This window comes from Roseovarius pelagicus, from assembly GCF_025639885.1.
Classification (GTDB): Bacteria; Pseudomonadota; Alphaproteobacteria; order Rhodobacterales; family Rhodobacteraceae; genus Roseovarius; species Roseovarius pelagicus.
The window spans coordinates 3,466,691-3,487,403 of the sequence record NZ_CP106738.1 but is presented as its reverse complement, the minus strand read 5'-3'; the positions used below and the strand labels follow the sequence as shown (position 1 = coordinate 3,487,403).

Below are 20,713 nucleotides of genomic sequence, written 5' to 3'. Positions count from 1 at the left end.
AAATTAGGCATAAGATCGGTCATAGTCGGGCCATCGGTCAGGCCGGGCCAGCGGGTCTTGCGATACGGCGCAATCCGGCCTATAGGAGCCATTCCTTTCGCAAGAATACGTGAACCCGCGCAGTCTCTCGTGGATGGGCCGCGAAAGGATCACTGGCCCGTCCTTTGAAATGCGCCTTGATAGAAGTGGAATTCGCATGCCCCTTTACGAGCATGTCTTTATCTCGCGCCAGGACCTTTCGTCGGCGCAGGCCGAGGGCCTCATCGAACATTTCGGCACCGTGCTGTCCGACAACGGCGGCAAACTCGTTGAAAACGAGTACTGGGGCGTCAAGACGATGGCCTACAAGATCAACAAGAACCGCAAGGGCCACTATGCCTATCTGCGCACCGACGCCCCTGCGGCGGCCGTGCAGGAAATGGAACGCCTGATGCGCCTGCATGACGATGTGATGCGCGTTCTGACCATCAAGGTCGACGAGCACGCCGAAGGACCATCGGTCCAGATGCAGAAACGCGACGAGCGCGCCGAGCGCCGTGAGCGCCGCTGATCAACGTCCAGAGATAAGGAACTAACCCATGGCCGCAAAACCATTTTTCCGCCGCCGCAAGGTCTGCCCCTTCTCGGGCGACAATGCACCTGCGATCGACTATAAAGACACACGCCTGCTGCAACGCTATATCAGCGAACGCGGCAAGATCGTGCCGTCGCGCATCACCGCCGTTTCGGCCAAGAAGCAACGCGAACTGGCCCGTGCCATCAAGCGCGCCCGCTTCCTCGCCCTGCTGCCCTACGCAGTGAAGTAAGGAGTATCTGATATGCAAGTGATCCTTCTCGAACGTGTGGCCAAACTGGGCCAGATGGGCGAAGTCGTGGACGTAAAGCCCGGTTTCGCACGCAACTATCTGCTGCCTCAGGGCAAGGCGCTGTCGGCTTCCGAGCAGAACATCGCCAGCTTTGAGACGCGCAAGGCGCAACTCGAAGCGGATAACCTGGAAACCCGCAAAGAAGCCGAAGCGATGGCCGACAAGCTGAACGATCAGACGTTCATCGTGATTCGCCAAGCTGCCGATCTCGGGTGCGCTTTACGGTTCCGTCTCGACCCGTGACGCAGCCGAGGCAGCGACCGAGGCGGGCTTCACGCTCGACCGCAAGCAGGTCGCACTGTCCAGCCCGATCAAGGAACTGGGTCTGCATGACGTCATCGTGACGCTGCACCCCGAGGTCCAAGCCACGATCATCCTGAACGTTGCCCGTTCGCCCGAAGAGGCCGAACTGCAAGCGTCCGGCAAATCGATCCAAGAGATGGCAGCCGAAGAAGAAGCAGCAGCCGACTATGAGATCGCCGAGCTTTTTGACGATATTGGTGCCGCCGCGTCCGACGACGACGATCTGGCCGAAACTGTCGACGAAGTGCTGCCCGAAGGTGGCGAGGACGACGAGACTGCCTGATCCGGCGCCTCTCGAAGAATTGCAAAAGGCCGCGCAGGAGACTGCGCGGCCTTTTCTTATGTCGGTGCTGGCAAACGTCTATGCCGCTGCCAATGGCTTTAGAAGCTGTAGTTCAGAAAGAACCCCGCCGAACCCTGATTGCTTGATCCGCGCTCGGACACGATCGTCGATTTACCGACATCCCCGACCAACCGATCATACCCGGCAAATCCAATCACTGAAACATGATCGTTCACCGGTACCACTGTCGTGGCGTGCAGACCGATCGAATTGATCCCGCCGCCCGCGTCAAAGGCGGTGATGCCCGACGCCGCCGATTGGATCGCATTCACGTCAAAGAACGCGCTGTTGTAGTCATCGTCACCGAACGACAATTCGGGACCGAAGCTGAAGAACATCGGCGCACCGAACGCCGTGGTTCGACCGTTCGCCTTTAACTCGGCGCTGCCGTGCAATCCATCATGGCCGCCATCGACCGCCTGCCTCAATTCAAATCTGGCAGTATAGCGCGGTCCACCAAGGGCGATGAAACCGCCCAGCTCCACCGTGCCATCCACATCACCCAATCCCAGCAGTTCAGTTGACCCGCCTCCGCCCCACAGTCCGAACGGACTGCCATCCAGTTCCTGATCACGCCCCCAGTCATAGGACACGATGCCCCCGACGCGGATCGGGCCGCCGGAGATGAACGCATACCGCAGCCCGAACGGGGAGGCCTCAAAACGGTCTCCGTAACTCACGCGGAAACCAGGAACCGCGCTGAGCTGATAGTCGTCATCGCCAAGGTAGTACGGAGCCGCGATCATCCCGGCACTGAGGGTGAATTTCCAACCATCCTCGTTCGGCATCTCCTGCGAATTAGCCTGCTCAGCAAGCAACGCGGCGCAGGCCACGAATGGCAAAATAAGTCTCATCTAGGTGTCGTCCTGTATCTGTATTTTTTTATTTTTCCCTGCCTTACGTTATCATACGCGCAGGTTGAAGGGCGTTGGTGAATCTCGCCTTATGGCGATGTTCCATGTCTGCTCAGTCGCAGAATTGCGACCACAGTTCATACTGGGGTCCCTCAATGTAAAAGCTGTTCGATTGCCCATCCAGCACTTTGCCAGACAGATGCTCATTCAGGTATTTCGGTTGCTCTGCCAGTGTTCTGATCGGTCCGCGGCGACTTGTTTGCCGGTCCATCTCTTGCTGCAGCGTGCGGTAAGTCAGCGATGGATACTCTACCCGCAACGACTGGCAGATGTTCTGGTCCTTTACCGCCGCTTGCACGGCCTGACCGGCCTCTAATTCCAAGATATTCACGACATGACCCATTTTCGTGCCCAACCCGCGAACCCGGAAGGTCAGCGGTGTGTTCAACTCGAAAATACGAGTCCGCGCGTCTGGTCCAAACAGGTTTTCCTCGCCCTGCCAGACGTCTCCGGCGGCAAAGCGCAACCGGAACACCCCCGGCGGGACAAGAACCTTGAAGAAATCGCCACCCTCAATATAGGCGGCCAGCGCGTCCTTGCCGGTTTCGTCATCTACCAAAGTCAGAAAATAGTCCTGCCCCACGGGCGTCTTGACCTGAAGCGGAAATACGGCAGGTAATCCGGTGCGGTTCCACATCAGGCCGGTGCTTCGGGCGGTCGGGGCCGCACCGTGCTCTGCGGCCATCACAAGTATCGGCGTGGCGCAGAGCAAAAGTGCCAACATGAAAACAGTCAGCCTTATGCTACCGATCTTTTCCGGCACGCCGAATTCCCCCTCGAAGGACCAAGCCCAAGATGAGGGGGATATAGCGCCCTGATGCCCGGTTTCAATTCTGGTGCACGCCTGTTACGTCCACCTGAACGCATCCCGGAAGGTCGTTACGACATACCCAGTGCCTCTTTGTACATCTCCAGCACTGCCTCTTCTTCAGCGATGTCGTCCTTGTCACGCTTGCGCAGCGCCACCACCTTGCGCAGCACCTTGGTGTCGTAACCGCGCGACTTGGCTTCTGCCATCACTTCTTTTTGCTGCTCGGCAAGGTCTTTTTTCTCGGCCTCCAGCCGTTCGAACCGTTCGATGAACTGACGCAGTTCATCAGCGGTCACGCGGTAGGTGCTGTCGGAAACGCTGTCGTTCATATTCTGTCTCTCTGCCTGATAACTGGACCCCGTGAGTAGCGCGCACCAGCCCCTCCCGCAAGGGTCGAGCGGCATGCGCGCAGCTCAAAACTGGACCAAAACCCACTCGCATCACGAGAGGCGTGCGGCAAATCTTTACTTCAAATCAAATGCAAAACGCTTTAGGCGCAGAGCAGGATGACTGACCCGAGAGGAGCGCGCGAAATGGACATTGTAATCTGGTCAGGTGCGGCTGTGTCGTTGGCCGGGCTTGCGGGGCTTGTCTGGTGCATCGTCCGGGTCTGGAGGGCACGCAAGGCAGGGCTGGGAGACGCGGAAATGCGGGCCGTCCTGCAAGGTGTCGTGCCGCTCAATTCTGCTGCACTCTTCTTGTCGGTGATAGGGTTGATGATGGTGGTCATTGGTATTCTGCTCGGCTGATCGCGTCAGACCCGACCGAAAAACCCAACGCCATTCTTGACCATATCCAATACCCCGTCCTGAGGTTGCCACACATGAGGGGCGGCATCCTGAAGGGATTTCATCACCTGCAGGATGGGAAACAGACCCTTTATATCGGCTTGTATCAGCAGCCCCCCTCGCCTGCGGTCAATACCGCTTCCCTTTACCAGCACAACGTCGATATCGCTCGCTCTCAGAGCGACACCCCGCGCCAGAAGACGTGCCGCCTCGTTTACGATCGCTGCCTCCAGCGCCGCGCCGGGGTCCACAGCGCCGAGGTCGGCATCTGGCGTTGCGCCCAGACCTTGGATGCGCGACAGGAGTGCCGAATCCCTCTGTGCGGTGCCTGCCTCGTAGATGTAAAATCCGCGACCCGCACGGCGTCCGCTATGACCATCCCTTGCCAGATGACGGACCGGGCTATGCTCGGACAGCGGCGGTGCCCCTCGCGCTGCGGCGAGATGATCCAACCGCGCTGCGGCAACGGCAAGCCCCTCGACATCCATCTGACGAAATGGGCCGATCGCATAGCCCAGCTTTTCCGCGGCGATGTCGATGTCATATGGGCTGTGCCCGGCCTCGGCCAACGCCAGCGCCGCCGACCAAAGCGCCCAGTCCAGATTATGCCCGATCATCCCCGGAAAGATGCCCGCGCGGATCACTGTCTTGCGTGCCTTTCTCAGGGCCTGCACCACGGTTGCAATCGCGTCGGGTTGTGCATCGCTGCCAAATGCAACCTCGGCAAGCGGTGCACTATGAGCCGGAGCATAAAGGCGCGCCCAATATTGTGGGCCGTCAGCTTCCGGGTGCAGCATGTCCGCCTCCCCTAACCGCACGCGGATCGGATCGCCTGCAAGCGTCGGCCCTGCGCCGCCAAGTTCGAACACCAAAGGCATATCCGGATCCGATACGTTCTCATCCGGCAAGTGAAGTCGCCCAAGACGGGCATCACGCGCAGCAGCATCCATACGTCCGCGCCCTACAGCACCATCATAAATTTCGGTCACGCGATCACGAATTGTCGGCGCATCAGCCGGTCGCGGCGGGCGCAAATGCACAGCCCAACCGACATCAAGCGCCATGATCGTCGTCTCGACAAAGGCACCACGCCTGCCAGTCACGATCACATCGCGCAACTGTCGTGCAGTGCCGGGTGGAGAGAGCGCCACCGTCGCGGCACGACGTTCCGCCATCAGCATATGACGCGCCGCGCGCGCTGCCGGGGCCATCCTAGCTTCTTCGAACAGGGCCACTTCCAACGCCATACCCTGTTCGAATGGTAACAGCAGCGCCGCCTCAACGGCGCGCACGATGCCTGCCTCGGCGCTGTCCTCGGCAAATCCTTTCGCTGCAATTTCGGCGGTAGACCGAAGATAGGCACCGGGGTCGGTCAACCCAATACGTAGATCGCCGGACCGCACCGGGGGACCAGCATCGGCCAGTTTGATCGCCATTTCGGACGCCGCCGCAACCACGCCCTGCGTCTCGATCCGGCCAAAGACACGTTTCAGCCCCGGATCGCGCACAGACACCGGGCGCCCCGACAGCATCAACGCCAATGAGACCTGCGCGCCCACAAATCGCGGCAGGCGTTGCGTCGCGCCACCAGCGGGCACGAGGCCCAGCTTCACCTCAGGGAGGCCGACGCGTGCCTCTGCGTGCGCAACACGTCCATGCGCCGCCAAGGCCAATGCAAATCCAGCCCCCAGCGCGACCCCCGCGATGGCCGCCACGACCGGTTTGGCGCTGGCTTCGATCTTTTCGGCCAACACATCGACCCATGGCGCAGAGAGTGGCGCACCATACTCCGTCACATTGACACCGGCGGAAAATATCCCGCCCTCACCGCATAGAACCATGGCCCTCACGTCCGGGTCCGCCTGCGCGGCAACGAGGGCTTCGCTCAGCCGGGTCCGCACGCCGGGATCGAGCGCACCCCCAGTACCTCCAGCAAGGGTGATGACACGAACACCGGGGTGGTGCTTGTCCTGATCCTCTGAGATTTCCAGATCCTGCCCCGACACCTTCACCTCTTCACTCTGGTCGTATTTTGCGACCTTTGCCGCATTTAGCACCAAAGCCCTGCGCACTGGCAAGGGCCTGAACCGATACCGCGCGGTTCGATCGGCGGGGCTGCGCGCAATCGTCCGCTTGTCAGGGCTGGCCCTGCGCGGTTATCCTTCGGCAAACCAGAGGAGTACGATCGCCCGTGTCCCCCGAAATCACCGCCTTTTTTGATCCGGCCACCAATACGATTTCTTATGTGGTACGCGACCCTGCGGGCAGCGCCTGCGCCGTGATCGACCCGGTGCTGGATTTCGACTATGCGTCGGGACGGACCGATACCACTTCTGCCGACCGGATAATTGCCCATATTCAGGCCAATAAACTTGAAGTGCACTGGCTGTTGGAGACACATGTGCATGCCGACCACCTGTCGGCTGCACCCTACATTCAGGATCGCATTGGCGGCAAGATCGGTATCGGTGCAAATATCCGGATGGTTCAGGAAACCTTTGGCAAGGTATTCAACGAAGGCACGGAGTTTCAGCGCGACGGTTCGCAATTTGATCGGCTGTTTTCCGATGGCGACAGCCTGCATATTGGTCAGATGCGTGGTGATGTTCTACACACGCCCGGCCATACGCCCGCCTGCCTGACCTATGTGATCGGCGATGCAGCTTTCGTAGGTGATACACTCTTCATGCCCGATTTCGGCACGGCGCGTTGTGATTTTCCGGGCGGTTCTTCTGCACAACTATACAGCTCGATCCACCGAATACTCAGCCTTCCGGATAATACGCGTATCTTTGTCGGGCACGATTACAAGGCGCCCGGACGCGAAGAATTCGCCTGGGAGAGTACGGTTGGCGAGCAAAAAGCGCGCAACGTCCATGTCGGCGGCGGCGTCGCAGAAGCTGACTTTACCGCCATGCGAGACGCGCGTGATGCGCAGTTGGCCATGCCCCGGCTGATCATTCCGTCGCTTCAGGTCAACATGCGCGCAGGACAAATGCCCCCCGAAGACGAGAGCGGCAACGTGTTCCTCAAGGTGCCGATCAACAAACTTTGACTCAAGAGGTAATGGCAGATCTCAACCAAACCCGACCCATGGCCGATGCGCGCCGCAGGCCTCGTGCAGGTTACACGTTGCTGACGGATTGAACCTGCATCGGCTGATCATGCGCCTCGTCGACCGTGGTTTCATCGCCTAGATGCTCTGTGACATCGACCCTGGCGGCGATTGGTGGCGTCATGCCGACCAGCGGCGTATCGCGATCCGGCTGCGTGGCGGCGGTCATAGTGTTATGCCCTCCGTCATCGGGGGGCGTCATATCCGGTACTGGACCGGCCGCACGCGCGAGCGAGGCAATATCAAGTGCCGCCGGTTGGGTCGGCTTCTCTGTTGCCCCCTTGGACTCCGCGCGCCGGTTGACCTGTAGACCCGTCGCGGTGTCGGTTGATCTGCCCAGCGACATCAGCCGAACAGCCCGTGCGCCGTTCATCTGTCCCAGCCGGGCCTGTGCGACAAGGTGCTTCTGCCCCGTTTCCAGACGCGCCTCCAACAGCTGATACTTGCCAAAAGGCAGCTTGTCGGTCGCTTTCAATGCGCAAAGCTTGTCCAGCGGCATTGTGATACGGCCCAACACCGCACGAAGCGTGACAGGAGCCTCCAGAACCGCCCGTGAAAGGGCCCTGTCGGGTTTTGTGGTGCCTGTTTCGATGACCGCCGTTGTCTCAGCCACATCATTGTCAGCCACCCGCGGCAGTATCATCGTCAGTGCACCGGGGTGGGCATCCGCGCCGATCTCGAGCATCACACGGAAAATGGTGTAGTCGGACGCGCTCAGCGACAAGATGAGCGTTCTGGCATCCTCGAACATGGCGCCGTAGCGATAACCCCCGATCCAAGCCTCACCCGCGTCCGAGGCCATACAGGCATCTATGCGTTCCAGCGTGCCGTCGATCATCGGTGCGGCAATTGCCGCGTCGGTCCGAGTGGCGCGGCGGTTCGCGTCGCTATGCCCACTCACATGACCCGTGGTCTGCACTTCGACCAGCGCCGCCAACAACCCCGGATCGAGACGCATCGCACCGCTCTCGCCGGTCGCGCCATACAGCAGGGCCAGCATTCCACCCTGACCCAGTTCGGGCGCAAGGTCGGCAAAGCTGATTTGATCCTGTTCGACCGCCGTCACTGTCAACGGCAGATCAAACAGCCTGTCAGCCGTCCGTGCAAGCGAAAGGCGCAGCGCCTTGGCCGGGCTCATTGCGCGGGCGGTACTTTCCTGCCGTCCCATCCGGGCCATACGGCGCATCACTGATCTAGTATTGTCGTCCGCCATACATCCGCCGTTGCAACGCGTTCAGAGCCACTTGTCCTGACCTTACGAGCGTGACGGTTACCAAAACGTTTCCCGGTAAAATCTGCCACCTTTCATATGACAGTTATTGTGCCGTCATCCGCATCCCTTGCGGCAATGTCACGCGGAAGGCGGCACCGCTCTGGCCCGGCAGATAACTGATGTCTCCCCCCAGCCGCGCCATGATCTCGCGGCAGATCGCCAGACCAAGCCCCGCCCCCGCCGCCTGAGACACGCCAATGCGCGCGAATTTTTCGAAAATCACCGCCTGATCGGCCATCTGGATCCCGGTGCCGTTGTCGGCAAAGTCGATCTCCAGCATATCATCTGCGGATCTCACACTAATCCTGAGCACGGGCTGATCGGCATCGCAGTATTTGCGCGCATTGGCGATCAGGTTGATGAAAACCTGACTGAGCCGATCCACATCGGTGTTCAAGACGATCTGCTCCGTTGCCAGATCACGCTCGATTCTGAATGCCGCCCGTCGCCCCGCCGGTTGCCGCCACAGCCCTGTCCAGCATTTCGGAAACCAGCCCCAACTGCATGTTCAGAGTGACTTGACCGCTTTCCAGCACGCTCAGATCCAGCAGATCATCCAGCAAGCGCGTCAGGCGCAGGGACTCATCATAGATTATTGAGGAGTATTTCTGCTGATCACTGGCATTCATCCCACCGGTGTCGCGCAGAATCTCGGAAAAGGCGCGAATGGATGTCATCGGTGTCCGAAGTTCGTGACTGACCTGACTGAGAAAGGAATCCTTTTGCACCGATAGTTTGGTCAGCTTGTCGTTGGCTTCGCGCAGTTGCCGCGCGGTGCGGGCCTGTTCAGCGGATTTTGCCTCCAGCTTGCTGGAATACTCCATGATCTGCGCAGTCTCATCGGCCACGGCCAACAGATCCTCGACCGACACCGTGGCGCGCCCGACGATCTGGCTGATCATGGCATGGGCTGTGGCCGCCCCAACCGATCCCGACAGCTCGCGTTCCAGCACTTCCAGAAACTCTGTTGATGGCTCTGGCAGATAGCCGGTCAAACCCTGCTTGCGCGCCATGTTCGAAAACAATGCCTGTGCATCCGCCGCCCCCATGATCCGCTGAGTCATGATCAACAGATCCTCGGACTGCGCCAGTCCTCCTGACCAGGTTCCCGGACGGCTGGAATGGTCAAATACATTGACGAACTGCGCGCCCTGCAATCGCTCGACCGGCTTTGGGAATGTCAGCAGCGACACGGTGATGAAGGCCGACGTATTCAGCAACATCGCCCACATCACCGCATGTACGACCTTGTCCATTCCCTCTGCGCCAAAGAGCGCCTGAGGCCGCAACCACGACAACCCCAACAGTCCATCTTCGATGACGGATACCGGCAACAGCACGCCGGGACCGAAGCTGGGAAGAAACAAACAATAGAGCCAGAGGACGAACCCCACCGTCAGCCCGGCCAACGCACCGGTACGGGTAGCCCCACGCCAGAACAGCCCGCCCATCAGTGCCGGCAAGAACTGTGACAATCCGACAAAGGACACCAACCCGATCGCAGCCAGCGCAGTGCCCGCGCCGGAAAAGTGGAAATAGAGATAACCCAGCATCACCACTCCGGCGATGGAAAGCCGCCGCGCCAGCAATGCAACGCCACGCACATCGCCCGCAATCATCGCCGTGCCGCCGGTCAACCGCAGCCAGATCGGCATGACGATATGGTTTGACACCATCGTTGACAGCGCAATCGCCGCCACGATCACCATTGACGTCGCTGACGAGAACCCGCCGAGGAATGACAGAATTGCCAGCCCGTCCTCTCCTGCCAGCAACGGCAGCGTCAGCACAAAGAGGTCGGGATTTGCATCGGTTGGCATCTGTTCCAGCCCGACAGCGGCAATCGGCACGACAAACAGGCTCATCAGCATGAGATAGGTGGGAAATGCCCATGTCGCCGTGCGCAGATGACCCTCGTCCTCATTTTCGACCACCATCACCTGAAAGATGCGCGGTAGGCAGAGGAACGCCGCCGCCGATAACATCGTCAGTCCGGCCCAGCGGCTTCCCGGTACTTCCCATTCGGCAATCTTCGACGCATCAATGACCCTGAGCGTGTTGCCGATCCCGTCGCCCAGCCCCCAGACGACAAAGACGCCGACCGCCATCAGGGCAAAGAGTTTGACCACCGCCTCGAGCGCGATGGCCATCACCACGCCGTGATGCCGCTCGTTCGCATCGACATTGCGCGTGCCGAACAGGATGGTGAAAACCGTCAGACCGATCGCAACAAAGAGTGCGGTAGACTGCAAATTTGGCGCGGTGGTCAGTGTCGGGTCCGCCTCCGAGAAGGCGGCAAACGACAGTGTCACCGACTGCAATTGCAGGGCGATGTAAGGCGTTGTGCCAATCACCGCGATCAACGTGACAAACACGGCAAGCGTGTTCGACTTGCCGTAGCGCGACGAAATCATATCGGCAATCGAGGTGATCCGCTGACTACGCCCGATGCGCACCATCTTGCGCAGGATCCACCACCAGCCGATCATCACCAGCGTCGGGCCCAAGTAGATCGTCACGAATTCCAGCCCGGACCGTGCGGCAAATCCAACCGCGCCATAGAACGTCCAGGCCGTACAATAGATCGACAGCGACAGCGTGTAGACCAGCGGCGAATGCAGCCATCTTCCACGGCCCATACGCGCAGCACGATCGGCGCCAAATGCCACGGCAAAAAGGAACGTCACATATAGCACGCAAACAAGAACCAGCAGATTGAGCGTCGTCATCCACTCTCTCCGCCCGCAATTTTGTCGGCGTCGGTGTCTGCGTCAGAGTCGCGACCGGGACCGGTTCCACCTCCGGATCGGTCGCGCCCCAGATCGCGCGAGATCAGTCCCGACAACCCTGCCAGCAACGCCCAGATACCAAAGATATAGAGCATGACATCGGTCGTCTGCGACCCGCTGTCTCCTTGCCATAGCAATGGCACCAGAAACAGCACAACACCCAAGATCGGCAGAAGACTGGCCGCGTCCGTCATGCGCCGACGGCGATAGGCGCTTCGTTCGACAAATACAGTACGGGTGCCGTCGCCGGGCACTTCGTCGGGGCGCTCGCCAGAGACGTCCTCGGTCATGGCTGTACCAATGTGCGCACCACATCCAGCACTTCGGCATTCGAAAACGGCTTGGTCATGTAGTGGGTGGCCCCGGCGCGTTCGGCCATTTCGCGATCCTTGCGTTGACCGCGCGCGGTCAGCATCAGAACCGGCACCTGTTCCAGATCGGGGTCAGCACGGATGTCCGCGAGTATGTCAAAGCCGCTGCGCCCCGGCAGCATCACATCCAGAATAACCACATCCGGGCGACGTGCGCGCACCACGTCCACCGCATCATGTCCGTTAGAGTGCGATCTCACATCCCATCCGTCACGCGACAGGATAAAGCTGATCGCCTCAATGATGTTCGGCTCATCCTCTATCAGCAGAACCTGCCTGACCATCTGATCCTGCTCCCCTTCAGTCGCGCGATGCACGCTGCCCCGTCCCACTATCCGGCAACTGGCCGGGGCTGTCAAAACCCGTCTTGCATTACCGACGGTTCGCGGCGCACTGCGCAATTCATACGAGGGCAGATACGACAGCTGGTTCCCACCGGTGCTGGTGCCTGTTCGCTGTCGGGCGCGGGCAGCAACAGCATGTAAGCCCGCAGAAGGGGCGGTTCGTTGAACCGAACCGGTCCGATCTGCTCGGTCGCCGCCAGCGCAAGCACGGGCCGTGCATCGCGATCCGACTGCAGTACGGTCATGCGCAATGGAACACCCGGCTGGGTCAGCACACGATAGATCGGCCAAAGCGGACAAGCCCCGGCCAGCCGCGACACCGCAAAGCCGTCCAGCGGCTTGCGCGTCAGCATCGCGCCCGCCCCGTCACAGACCACCAGCCCCACGGGGCCTGCCACATCGTCCGGCAATGACGACAGACGTCGGAAGACGCATGGCAGATCCAACTGCACATCCTCGGCCAAGGCCACCGGATCCAGACCGACACGACCCAGTGCGCGCTCCAGTCTGGCCCGTGGCAGCCGTGCAGCATCTTTCTGATATTGCTCCAGAAACGCCCGCGCCAGTTCACGCGCTGTGGGCAAGGTCAGTAGGTTATCCGCCTCTAGCACTGTATTGATTGGGTCGCGATCTCCTGCCTCCAGCGCCTCAAAATAGAACCGGTTCTCCGATAGAAACTGATCCAGTTCGTCCTGAGGCGAGCGAATATCGGCCTCTGACCCCGGCGCGGCATCGAGGTATCTCACCAAAGACTTCGCACCATCTGCCAGTCGCTTGCTGTCTTCGTCTATGTTGCGATGGAACCGGGCCTGCCATTTCTGCTCCAGCGTCGGCGTCTCCACCAGAATTGACGCGGTAGATCGAATTGCCGTCACCACGGATAAAACCTCGTGGATCGATTCCGCCAGATGCGGGTCATGGGCCAGCCGGTCGGTAAGCGCCTGCACTGTCCTCTCCATTTCTTCGCCGCGCCGAAAGGCATCAACCAGCGCTTGCGCCCAGCCGGGGAACCGACCTGCAAACTCTTCCAGCCGATCACGCTCTGACGCGGCGACAGAACCATCAATCGCGGCCTCGCGCAGCCCGCCAATCAGCGCCGCCTCTGCGCCCTGGCTCAGCACCTGCGGCTCTACCCCCAACGCCCGCGCAATCCGCAAGAGCAAGGTTCCACCGATTCTGCGCCGGTTGTGCTCAATCAGATTGAGATACGAGGGCGAGATTTCGACCATCGCCGCCAGCGAGGTCTGCTTGATCCCGCGCTGCACCCGCCGCTCGCGTATCCGCGTCCCAGTGATCGAACTTTCCGTCACGGCAATTTCTCCATCGTTTCAATGCTTTTTCGACGATATGAAATTTATTTTACAAACACCAGCAACTCCCTGTTCATTTTTTTACAAAATTATTGTTTCTTTCAAGGACGTTGTTGAGAAGTTTTCTTAACCTGTGGCATATTGCATTTGCACACCTGTGCCATGTGGGGAGGCGCAAGGGAGTCCCTCCCCATGATTTCTTTAAGGGAGGATCTACATGTCCAAATCAAATTTCACGCGCCGGGGCCTGCTAAAGACCAGTGCCGCCGCCGGTGCTGGTCTGGCGCTGCCGACCTATCTGAGCGCCGCGTCGCATTCCGGTTATACCAATGCCCCGTCCGGCAGCACAGTCACGCTGGGCTTTAACGTTCCGCAGACCGGCCCCTACGCCGAAGAAGGTCTGGACGAACTGCGCGCTCAGGAGCTTGCGGTCGAGCACCTCAACGGTGAGGGTGACGGCGGCATGCTGAATACGTTCAGCTCCAAGGCGCTGAAAGGAAACGGTATTCTGGGTAAGAAAGTCACCTTCGTAACGGGCGACACCCAGACCAAATCAGACGCCGCACGCGCATCGGCCAAGTCGATGATCGAAAAAGACGGCGCGATCATGATCAACGGCGGCTCGTCTTCGGGCGTGGCTGTTGCGGTTCAGGGTCTGTGTCAGGATGCGGGCGTCATTTTCATGGCAGGGCTTACGCACTCCAACGACACCACCGGCAAGGACAAGAAGGCCAACGGCTTCCGTCACTTCTTTAACGGTTACATGTCTGCTGCGGCTTTGGCACCCGTGCTGAAAAATGCCTATGGATCAGAGCGCCGCGCCTATCACCTGACGGCTGACTACACTTGGGGCTGGACGCAGCAGGAATCGATCGCAGCCGCGACCGAAGCCATCGGTTGGGAAACCGTGAACAACGTTCTGACACCGCTGGCGTCCACGGACTTCTCGTCCTACATCGCGCCGGTTCTGAACTCGGGCGCCGACGTTTTGGTTCTGAACCACTACGGCGGGAACATGGTGAACTCGCTGTCGAACGCCATCGAATTCGATTTGCTGAGCAAGCAGGTCAACGGCAAGAACTTCGAAATCGTCGTACCGCTTTATTCGGAATTGATGGCCGCTGGTGCGGGCGACAACGTGAAGGGTGTTATCGGTTCGATGAACTGGAACTGGCAGCTGCAAGACGAAGGCTCCAAGGCGTTCACCAAGTCGTTCGGCGAAAAGTACGGCCGTCCGCCATCCAACTCGGCACACACCTGCTACGTACAGACCCTGCTCTATGCGGATGCGTGCGAACGTGCGGGCACGTTCAATCCATGCGGCGTGGTCGAAGCCCTCGAAGATTTCGACTTCGACGGCATGGGCAATGGCCCCACCACCTACCGTGGCGCCGATCACCAGTGCTTCAAGGACGTGCTGGTTATGAAAGGCAAAGAGAACCCGACAAACCAGTACGACACGCTGGAAATCGTCGAGGTGACACCGCGGGCACAGGTCGAATACGCACCTGATCACCCGATGTTCGCAGGTGGCGATCTGGGCAAGTGTAACCCAGGCGCCTGAGCCTTTTAAAATACCCGGCCGCGTCTCCATGCGCGGTCGGGACCGTTCCGCAGGATTGTGGAACATCTCCCGCAATTCATTTGCCACGGGTGGACATAATGGACGCAATTATCCTTCAAATTCTGAACGGCTTGGACAAAGGATCGGCCTATGCGCTGATCGCGCTGGGCCTCACGCTGATCTTCGGTACGCTGGGTGTGGTAAACTTCGCCCACGGCGCCATCTTCATGCTCGGGGCATTCTGCGCCGTCACACTGTCGAAAATCTTTAGCATCAGCTATCAGACTGTCGACGAAACCCAGACTGATTTTCTGGGCAATCCGTTAAAGGTCGACACGCCTTATGTCGAATACTGGTTCGGCCCCGAAATGGGCGCGGCCCTGATCGACTGGTCCGTACCACTGGCAATCCTGTTCTCAATACCCGTCATGATCGCTGTCGGCGTCATTATGGAGCGCGGTCTGATCAAGCATTTTTACAGACGCCCCCATGCCGACCAGATCCTAGTGACCTTTGGTCTGGCAATCGTGCTGCAGGAAGTCATCAAATACTACTTTGGCGCCAACCCAATTCCGACGCCTGCGCCGGATATGTTCCGTGGCAGCTATGATTTCAGCCCGCTTCTGGGGTTCGATCCGAATTCGGTCATCTACCCTGTCTGGCGGCTTATCTACTTTGCCTTCTCGGCACTCATCATAGGTGCGGTATTCGCCTTTCTGCAATTCACCACATTCGGGATGGTGGTCCGGGCCGGCATGGCCGATCGCGAGACTGTTGGCCTTCTGGGCATCAACATCGACAAGCGGTTTACCATCATGTTTGGCATCGCGGCCGCGGTGGCCGGGCTCGCCGGGGTGATGTACGCCCCGATCAACGCCCCCAACTATCACATGGGCATGGATTTTCTGGTTCTCAGCTTCGTGGTTGTGGTCGTCGGTGGCATGGGCTCTTTGCCCGGCGCCGTCGCGGCCGGCTTCCTGCTGGGGATTTTGGAGAGCTTTGCATCAACGACCTGGGCGACGACAACAATCCCGGGCATCAACCAGATCATCATCTACCTTGTCGCGATCATAATCCTGCTGACACGTCCGCGGGGCCTGATGGGCAAAAAAGGCGTGATGGAGGAATAAACCATGCTCGGATTGAACAAAAAAGACTTCCAATTGCTGCTGATCGTCGTCGCATTGACGGCATTGGCTCCCTTCATCCTGAACCCCTTTCCCGAAGGTTCGGCCATGGCGCAATTCAACGCCGGCTACCCAGACCTGATGCAGAAATTCGTGATCTTCGGCATCTTCGCAATCGGGTTCAATATCCTGTTTGGTCTGACCGGTTATCTCAGCTTCGGGCACGCCGCCTTTCTCGGGGTTGGTTCCTACAGCTGCGTCTGGATGTTCAAGCTGTTGGGTTACAACGTCATGCCGGGCATCTTGCTCAGCATCGTTACCTCGGGCATCTTTGCCTATCTGATCGGTGTGGTCAGCCTGCGGCGGTCGGGCATCTATTTCTCGATCCTGACGCTGGCCTTTGCGCAGATGTCGTTTGCCTTGGCCTATTCGGTCCTGTCGAACCCCAAGTTCAACCTGACCAATGGCGAGACCGGGTTGCAGGTCTACGCCAACGATCCGCAATGGATGCATTCGGCCAGCAAGCCGGACCTGCCGCACTTCTTTGGCATCAGCATGCGGGCCACCCATGAAATGGAAGTCGGCGCGTGGGCGTTTCAGTTCAACTTTGGATACTACCTCTGTGCGCTCATTATGATCGCCGCGTTCTACCTCAGCATTCGCATCTTCCGGTCGCCTTTCGGGATGATGCTGCGCGCCGTCAAATCGAACAATACCCGGATGTATTACACCGGGCTGAATGCGCGTCCCTACACGCTGGCGGCCTTTGTGATCTCTGGCATGTATGCCGGGCTGGCCGGTGGGCTTTTGTCGGCGGTGGATCCGTTGGCCGGTGCTGAACGGATGCAATGGACCGCCTCTGGTGAGGTCGTTCTGATGACCATCCTCGGAGGGGCTGGCACGCTGATCGGGCCGGTACTCGGCTCTGGTCTGATCAAATACTTCGAAAACATCTTCTCAAAGATCAATGACAGCGTTCTGCACGGTTGGTTCTCGTTCCTGCCTGACGGGATTGAGGACTTCATGGTGACGATTGTACATCCGTTCGTCGGCAAAGGCTGGCACCTGACACTGGGTGTTCTGTTCATGCTGATCGTGATCTTTCTTCCGGGCGGGCTGGTACAGGGTGGCCAAAAGATCCGTGGCCTATTTACCGGGCGGACCGAGGCCGAGCAGGCCGAAGCCGACGCCAACCATTCCACGCCTGCGGAATAAGGAGACAGAACCATGGGTATCCTTGAAGTCAAGAACGTCAACAAACGGTTCGGCGGTCTGCAGGCACTGGGCGATGTGAACCTCAGCGTAGAGGAAAACACCGTTCACGCGATTATCGGCCCGAACGGGGCCGGTAAATCCACCCTACTGAACGTGCTTATCGGCAAACTGATCCCGGACACCGGCAGCGTTATGTTTGACGGACAGTCGGTGCTGGGGCGCAAACCCTACGAGATTTGCCAGATGGGTATTTCCCGCGTGTTCCAGACGCCCGAGATTTTCGGCGATCTGACCGTGCTGGAAAACATGATGATCCCGATCTTTGCCAAGCGCGACGGGGCATTCCAGATGAACGCCATCGGGGCCACCGTGAACGAGAAAAACGTCATTGAGCAGGCCGAACACATGCTGGAAAGCCTTAACATGGCGGACAAGCGGCATTTTCACTCTGCCTCGATGAGCCGGGGGGACAAACGTCGCCTCGAGATCGGCATGTGCCTGTCACAGAACCCGCGTCTGTTGCTGTTGGACGAGCCGACAGCAGGTATGGCCCGCGCCGACACCAACAACACGATCGACCTGCTGAAACAGATCAAGGACGAGCGTGACATCACCATCGCCATCATCGAGCACGACATGCATGTGGTGTTCTCCTTGGCCGAACGGATCACTGTGCTGGCACAGGGCAGCCCGCTGGTCGAGGACACGCCGGATAAGATCAAAGGCCATCCCAAGGTGCGCGAAGCGTATCTCGGCGAGAGCGCATAAGGAAGGACGCCTAACATGAACGTCAAACCCGACTTTTCCAAAGGCAAGAATTATGCCGAAACCGCCCCCGCCTTTTTGTCGGTCTGGGGCATGCAATCCTATTACGGCGAGAGCTATATCGTTCAGGACATCAGCTTTAACGTACACGAAGGCGAAATTCTGGCCCTGCTGGGCCGCAACGGCGCGGGCAAGACCACGACGCTGCGCTCAATCGCGCGGATGGACAATCCACAGCTGAACCACGGCGAAATCTGGCTGGACGGCCAGCCCCTTCACCGGATGCGCAGCCACGAGGCAGCCATCGCCGGGATCGGCTTGGTGCCTGAGGACCGTTGCATCATTCCTGGCCTGACCGTCGAGGAAAACCTGCAACTGGCGCAAATCGCGCCGCCGATCGGCTGGTCCATCGAGCGTCTGTACGAGCTGTTTCCACGCCTCAGGGAACGTCGCAAGCAAGAAGGCGTAACCCTGTCGGGTGGTGAACAGCAAATGCTGGCAGTGGCCCGCGCTCTGGCCCGCAGCATCAAGGTGCTGCTGCTGGATGAACCCTATGAGGGTCTCGCGCCTGTGATCGTCGACGAGATCGAAAAGACCCTGCGCATCATCAAAGAGCAGGGGATCACCACCATCATCGTCGAGCAGAACGCCGTGCGTGCGCTGGAACTGGCCGACCGCGCTGTGATCCTCGATACGGGCGGGATCGTCTTTGACGGCACTGCCACCGAGGTGCTGGAGAACGAAGAACTGCGCGCCGAGTACCTTGCCATCTGACGCAAGGGAACCCACTATGCGGACGCGGCCCGTCACGGGCGGCATCCCGCACAGGTACGAATAGAATACAAAAGGTCTGACATGTCTGACAAAACTTATCCGCCCTCCGATGCTTTTGCCGCCGACGCCCTGATTGACGCCGCGAAATACGAAGAGATGTACGCCGCCTCGATCACCGACCCAGACGCGTTCTGGGGCGAACAAGGGAAGCGCGTCGATTGGATAAAGCCCTATAGCACTGTCAAGGACGTCAATTTCGATCTCGGCAATGTCGCGATCAACTGGTACGCCGACGGCACCCTGAATGTCGCAGCCAACTGTATTGACCGGCATCTGGCCGAGCGCGGCGATCAAACAGCGATCATCTGGGAACCGGATGATCCGAAAGATGACGCCCAGCATATCACCTATCAGGAATTGCACGCGCAGACCTGTCGCATGGCGAATGTTCTCAAGGGTCTGGGCGTGACCAAGGGGGATCGCGTTGTCCTCTACATGCCGATGATCCCCGAGGCCGCCTATGCGATGCTGGCGTGCGCGCGGATCGGTGCGATTCATTCCATCGTCTTTGCAGGCTTTTCACCCGACGCGTTGGGCGCGCGCATCAACGGCTCGAACGCCAAAGTCTTGATCACCGCCGACGAAGCGCCGCGTGGCGGGCGCAAGACGGCGCTAAAATCCAACGCCGACGCGGCATTGCTGCATTGCGATGACCGCGTACAATGTCTTGTCGTCAAACGCACCGGCGGACAGACCACATGGACCGAACGCGACCACGATTGCACGGCGCTGATGGCTGCCGCCAGCACCGATTGTGCGCCGGAGGAAATGAATGCAGAGGATCCACTCTTTATCCTCTACACCTCCGGCTCTACCGGGCAGCCAAAAGGCGTCGTACACAGCTCTGGCGGGTATCTGGTCTATGCATCGATGACGCATGAACTGGTTTTCGATTATAAACCCGGCGATGTTTTCTGGTGCACCGCAGACGTTGGGTGGGTCACTGGCCACAGCTACATCATCTACGGCCCGCTTGCCAACGGGGCGACCACGCTGATGTTCGAAGGGGTGCCAACCTACCCTGATGCCAGCCGTTTCTGGCAGGTTTGCGAAAAGCACAAAGTAAACCAATTCTACACCGCGCCTACCGCGATCCGTGCATTGATGGGTCAGGGCAATGAGTTCGTCGAGAAATCCGACCTGAGTGATCTGAAGGTACTGGGCACCGTCGGTGAGCCGATCAACCCCGAGGCCTGGAACTGGTACAATGACGTTGTCGGCAAGGGCACCCGCCCCATCGTCGACACGTGGTGGCAGACCGAAACCGGCGGCCATATGATGACCCCCCTGCCCGGTGCCACGGCGGCAAAACCCGGTTCTTGCACCAAACCGTTCTTTGGTGTTCATCCGGTGATCCTAGAGCCGACAACTGGCGAGGAAATCACCGATACCGTTGCCGAAGGCGTGCTGTGCATCAAGGACAGCTGGCCGGGCCAGATGCGCACCGTTTACGGTGATCACGAACGGTTCGAGAAAACCTACTTTTCTGACTACAAGGGCTACTACTTTACCGGCGATGGCTGCCGCCGCGATGCGGATGGCTATTACTGGATTACCGGCCGCGTCGATGATGTAATCAACGTATCCGGACACCGGATGGGCACGGCAGAGGTCGAATCCGCACTGGTCGCCCACGCGCAGGTCGCCGAGGCCGCGGTCGTCGGTTATCCGCATAACGTCAAGGGTCAGGGCATCTATGCCTATGTCACTTTGATGAACGGCGTCGAGCCATCCGAGGAATTGCGCAAGGAACTGGAAAAATGGGTCCGCACCGAGATCGGCCCGATTGCCAAGCCGGACCTCATTCAATGGGCACCCGGCCTGCCCAAGACCCGGTCGGGCAAGATCATGCGTCGCATCCTGCGCAAGATCGCCGAGGACGATTTCGGCGCGCTGGGGGATACATCGACCTTGGCAGAACCGGCTGTGGTCGACGATCTGATCGAAAACCGGATGAACAAGGGCTGATCGTCCTTTCACC

The 20,713-nt window shown here is 59.3% G+C and carries 20 protein-coding genes and 1 pseudogene; 11 read left to right on the top strand and 10 right to left on the bottom strand.

Going from position 1 to position 20,713, the window contains the following annotated elements; genetic code table 11:
• The first annotated feature begins 196 nt into the window (after positions 1-196).
• From rpsF to rplI, 3 genes and pseudogenes are all read left to right on the top strand, one after another.
• Complete coding sequence (gene rpsF, locus N7U68_RS18310; RefSeq protein WP_165193153.1) at positions 197-550, top strand: 30S ribosomal protein S6; 354 nt, start codon at positions 197-199, stop codon at positions 548-550.
• Positions 551-578: 28 nt separating this feature from the next.
• Positions 579-806 (top strand): 30S ribosomal protein S18, encoded by a 228-nt coding sequence (gene rpsR / locus N7U68_RS18305; protein WP_005852865.1) that lies wholly within the window; start codon positions 579-581, stop codon positions 804-806.
• A gap of 12 nt (positions 807-818) precedes the next feature.
• A pseudogene (gene rplI / locus N7U68_RS18300) lies at positions 819-1,452 on the top strand (50S ribosomal protein L9).
• Positions 1,453-1,550: 98 nt separating this feature from the next.
• Here rplI and N7U68_RS18295 read toward each other — a convergent pair.
• The 3 genes from N7U68_RS18295 to N7U68_RS18285 form a co-directional block, all read right to left on the bottom strand.
• Entirely contained in the window at positions 1,551-2,366 is an 816-nt protein-coding gene (locus tag N7U68_RS18295; RefSeq protein WP_263047737.1) for a MipA/OmpV family protein, read from the bottom strand.
• A gap of 112 nt (positions 2,367-2,478) precedes the next feature.
• On the bottom strand, positions 2,479-3,150 hold the full coding sequence (locus N7U68_RS18290; RefSeq protein ID WP_263047736.1) for a hypothetical protein: 672 nt from the start codon (positions 3,148-3,150) through the stop codon (positions 2,479-2,481).
• A gap of 155 nt (positions 3,151-3,305) precedes the next feature.
• Positions 3,306-3,566: a DUF2312 domain-containing protein gene (locus N7U68_RS18285; protein WP_165193160.1), complete on the bottom strand. Its 261-nt coding sequence runs from the start codon at positions 3,564-3,566 to the stop codon at positions 3,306-3,308.
• A 204-nt stretch (positions 3,567-3,770) separates the two neighbouring features.
• On the opposite strand from N7U68_RS18285, the gene N7U68_RS18280 reads away from it, so the two are divergent.
• Positions 3,771-3,986, top strand: coding sequence for a hypothetical protein (locus N7U68_RS18280; RefSeq protein ID WP_165193161.1), 216 nt, complete (start codon positions 3,771-3,773; stop codon positions 3,984-3,986).
• A gap of 5 nt (positions 3,987-3,991) precedes the next feature.
• Here N7U68_RS18280 and N7U68_RS18275 read toward each other — a convergent pair whose 3' ends face one another.
• Positions 3,992-6,082, bottom strand: a complete 2,091-nt coding sequence (locus N7U68_RS18275) for an enoyl-CoA hydratase-related protein (RefSeq protein WP_263047735.1) — start codon at positions 6,080-6,082, stop codon at positions 3,992-3,994.
• A gap of 134 nt (positions 6,083-6,216) precedes the next feature.
• On the opposite strand from N7U68_RS18275, the gene N7U68_RS18270 reads away from it, so the two are divergent.
• A complete protein-coding gene (locus N7U68_RS18270; RefSeq protein WP_165193165.1) occupies positions 6,217-7,080 on the top strand; it encodes an MBL fold metallo-hydrolase in 864 nt (287 codons plus the stop codon).
• Between the two features lie 70 nt (positions 7,081-7,150).
• On the opposite strand, the gene N7U68_RS18265 is transcribed toward N7U68_RS18270, so the two are convergent.
• The 6 genes from N7U68_RS18265 to N7U68_RS18245 all read right to left on the bottom strand — a co-directional run bounded on the left by N7U68_RS18265 (position 7,151) and on the right by N7U68_RS18245 (position 13,227).
• Entirely contained in the window at positions 7,151-8,353 is a 1,203-nt protein-coding gene (locus N7U68_RS18265) for a FliM/FliN family flagellar motor switch protein (RefSeq protein WP_263047734.1), read from the bottom strand.
• Between the two features lie 103 nt (positions 8,354-8,456).
• Entirely contained in the window at positions 8,457-8,810 is a 354-nt protein-coding gene (locus N7U68_RS21085) for a sensor histidine kinase (protein ID WP_373322940.1), read from the bottom strand.
• 22 nt (positions 8,811-8,832) lie between these two features.
• Complete coding sequence (locus N7U68_RS18260; RefSeq protein ID WP_373322939.1) at positions 8,833-11,142, bottom strand: histidine kinase dimerization/phospho-acceptor domain-containing protein; 2,310 nt, start codon at positions 11,140-11,142, stop codon at positions 8,833-8,835.
• Positions 11,139-11,492 (bottom strand): DUF308 domain-containing protein, encoded by a 354-nt coding sequence (locus N7U68_RS18255; protein WP_263047733.1) that lies wholly within the window; start codon positions 11,490-11,492, stop codon positions 11,139-11,141. The genes N7U68_RS18260 and N7U68_RS18255 overlap by 4 nt, the downstream gene beginning before the upstream one ends.
• Positions 11,489-11,857, bottom strand: a complete 369-nt coding sequence (locus N7U68_RS18250; RefSeq protein WP_165193171.1) for a response regulator transcription factor — start codon at positions 11,855-11,857, stop codon at positions 11,489-11,491. The genes N7U68_RS18255 and N7U68_RS18250 overlap by 4 nt, the downstream gene beginning before the upstream one ends.
• 71 nt (positions 11,858-11,928) lie before the next feature.
• Positions 11,929-13,227, bottom strand: coding sequence for a helix-turn-helix domain-containing protein (locus N7U68_RS18245; protein WP_263047732.1), 1,299 nt, complete (start codon positions 13,225-13,227; stop codon positions 11,929-11,931).
• A 217-nt stretch (positions 13,228-13,444) separates the two neighbouring features.
• Here N7U68_RS18245 and N7U68_RS18240 point away from each other — a divergent pair, with 217 nt between their 5' ends.
• The 6 genes from N7U68_RS18240 to acs all read left to right on the top strand — a co-directional run bounded on the left by N7U68_RS18240 (position 13,445) and on the right by acs (position 20,700).
• Entirely contained in the window at positions 13,445-14,791 is a 1,347-nt protein-coding gene (locus N7U68_RS18240) for a substrate-binding protein (RefSeq protein WP_165193175.1), read from the top strand.
• A gap of 98 nt (positions 14,792-14,889) precedes the next feature.
• The gene (locus N7U68_RS18235) at positions 14,890-15,921 is read left to right on the top strand and encodes a branched-chain amino acid ABC transporter permease (protein WP_165193177.1); all 1,032 of its coding nucleotides are present in this window, start codon (positions 14,890-14,892) and stop codon (positions 15,919-15,921) included.
• A gap of 3 nt (positions 15,922-15,924) precedes the next feature.
• Positions 15,925-17,133: a branched-chain amino acid ABC transporter permease gene (locus tag N7U68_RS18230; RefSeq protein ID WP_165193179.1), complete on the top strand. Its 1,209-nt coding sequence runs from the start codon at positions 15,925-15,927 to the stop codon at positions 17,131-17,133.
• A 12-nt stretch (positions 17,134-17,145) separates the two neighbouring features.
• Positions 17,146-17,901: an ABC transporter ATP-binding protein gene (locus N7U68_RS18225; RefSeq protein ID WP_165193181.1), complete on the top strand. Its 756-nt coding sequence runs from the start codon at positions 17,146-17,148 to the stop codon at positions 17,899-17,901.
• Positions 17,902-17,916: 15 nt separating this feature from the next.
• Complete coding sequence (locus N7U68_RS18220) at positions 17,917-18,672, top strand: ABC transporter ATP-binding protein (RefSeq protein WP_263047731.1); 756 nt, start codon at positions 17,917-17,919, stop codon at positions 18,670-18,672.
• An 81-nt stretch (positions 18,673-18,753) separates the two neighbouring features.
• Complete coding sequence (acs, locus tag N7U68_RS18215) at positions 18,754-20,700, top strand: acetate--CoA ligase (protein WP_263047730.1); 1,947 nt, start codon at positions 18,754-18,756, stop codon at positions 20,698-20,700.
• Positions 20,701-20,713 lie beyond the last annotated feature (13 nt).

What these genes read in the sequence shown, in the direction of transcription:
- acs (WP_263047730.1), top strand. Translation starts at nt 18,754, where the DNA reads ATGTCTGACAAAACTTATCCGCCCTCCGATGCTTTTGCCGCCGACGCC.
- N7U68_RS18280 (WP_165193161.1), top strand. Translation starts at nt 3,771, where the DNA reads ATGGACATTGTAATCTGGTCAGGTGCGGCTGTGTCGTTGGCCGGGCTT.
- N7U68_RS18225 (WP_165193181.1), top strand. Translation starts at nt 17,146, where the DNA reads ATGGGTATCCTTGAAGTCAAGAACGTCAACAAACGGTTCGGCGGTCTG.
- N7U68_RS18260 (WP_373322939.1), bottom strand. Translation starts at nt 11,142, where the DNA reads ATGACGACGCTCAATCTGCTGGTTCTTGTTTGCGTGCTATATGTGACG.
- N7U68_RS18230 (WP_165193179.1), top strand. Translation starts at nt 15,925, where the DNA reads ATGCTCGGATTGAACAAAAAAGACTTCCAATTGCTGCTGATCGTCGTC.
- N7U68_RS18235 (WP_165193177.1), top strand. Translation starts at nt 14,890, where the DNA reads ATGGACGCAATTATCCTTCAAATTCTGAACGGCTTGGACAAAGGATCG.
- N7U68_RS18220 (WP_263047731.1), top strand. Translation starts at nt 17,917, where the DNA reads ATGAACGTCAAACCCGACTTTTCCAAAGGCAAGAATTATGCCGAAACC.
- N7U68_RS18290 (WP_263047736.1), bottom strand. Translation starts at nt 3,150, where the DNA reads ATGTTGGCACTTTTGCTCTGCGCCACGCCGATACTTGTGATGGCCGCA.
- N7U68_RS18240 (WP_165193175.1), top strand. Translation starts at nt 13,445, where the DNA reads ATGTCCAAATCAAATTTCACGCGCCGGGGCCTGCTAAAGACCAGTGCC.
- N7U68_RS18255 (WP_263047733.1), bottom strand. Translation starts at nt 11,492, where the DNA reads ATGACCGAGGACGTCTCTGGCGAGCGCCCCGACGAAGTGCCCGGCGAC.
- rpsF (WP_165193153.1), top strand. Translation starts at nt 197, where the DNA reads ATGCCCCTTTACGAGCATGTCTTTATCTCGCGCCAGGACCTTTCGTCG.
- N7U68_RS18285 (WP_165193160.1), bottom strand. Translation starts at nt 3,566, where the DNA reads ATGAACGACAGCGTTTCCGACAGCACCTACCGCGTGACCGCTGATGAA.
- N7U68_RS18250 (WP_165193171.1), bottom strand. Translation starts at nt 11,857, where the DNA reads ATGGTCAGGCAGGTTCTGCTGATAGAGGATGAGCCGAACATCATTGAG.
- N7U68_RS18295 (WP_263047737.1), bottom strand. Translation starts at nt 2,366, where the DNA reads ATGAGACTTATTTTGCCATTCGTGGCCTGCGCCGCGTTGCTTGCTGAG.
- rpsR (WP_005852865.1), top strand. Translation starts at nt 579, where the DNA reads ATGGCCGCAAAACCATTTTTCCGCCGCCGCAAGGTCTGCCCCTTCTCG.
- N7U68_RS18265 (WP_263047734.1), bottom strand. Translation starts at nt 8,353, where the DNA reads ATGGCGGACGACAATACTAGATCAGTGATGCGCCGTATGGCCCGGATG.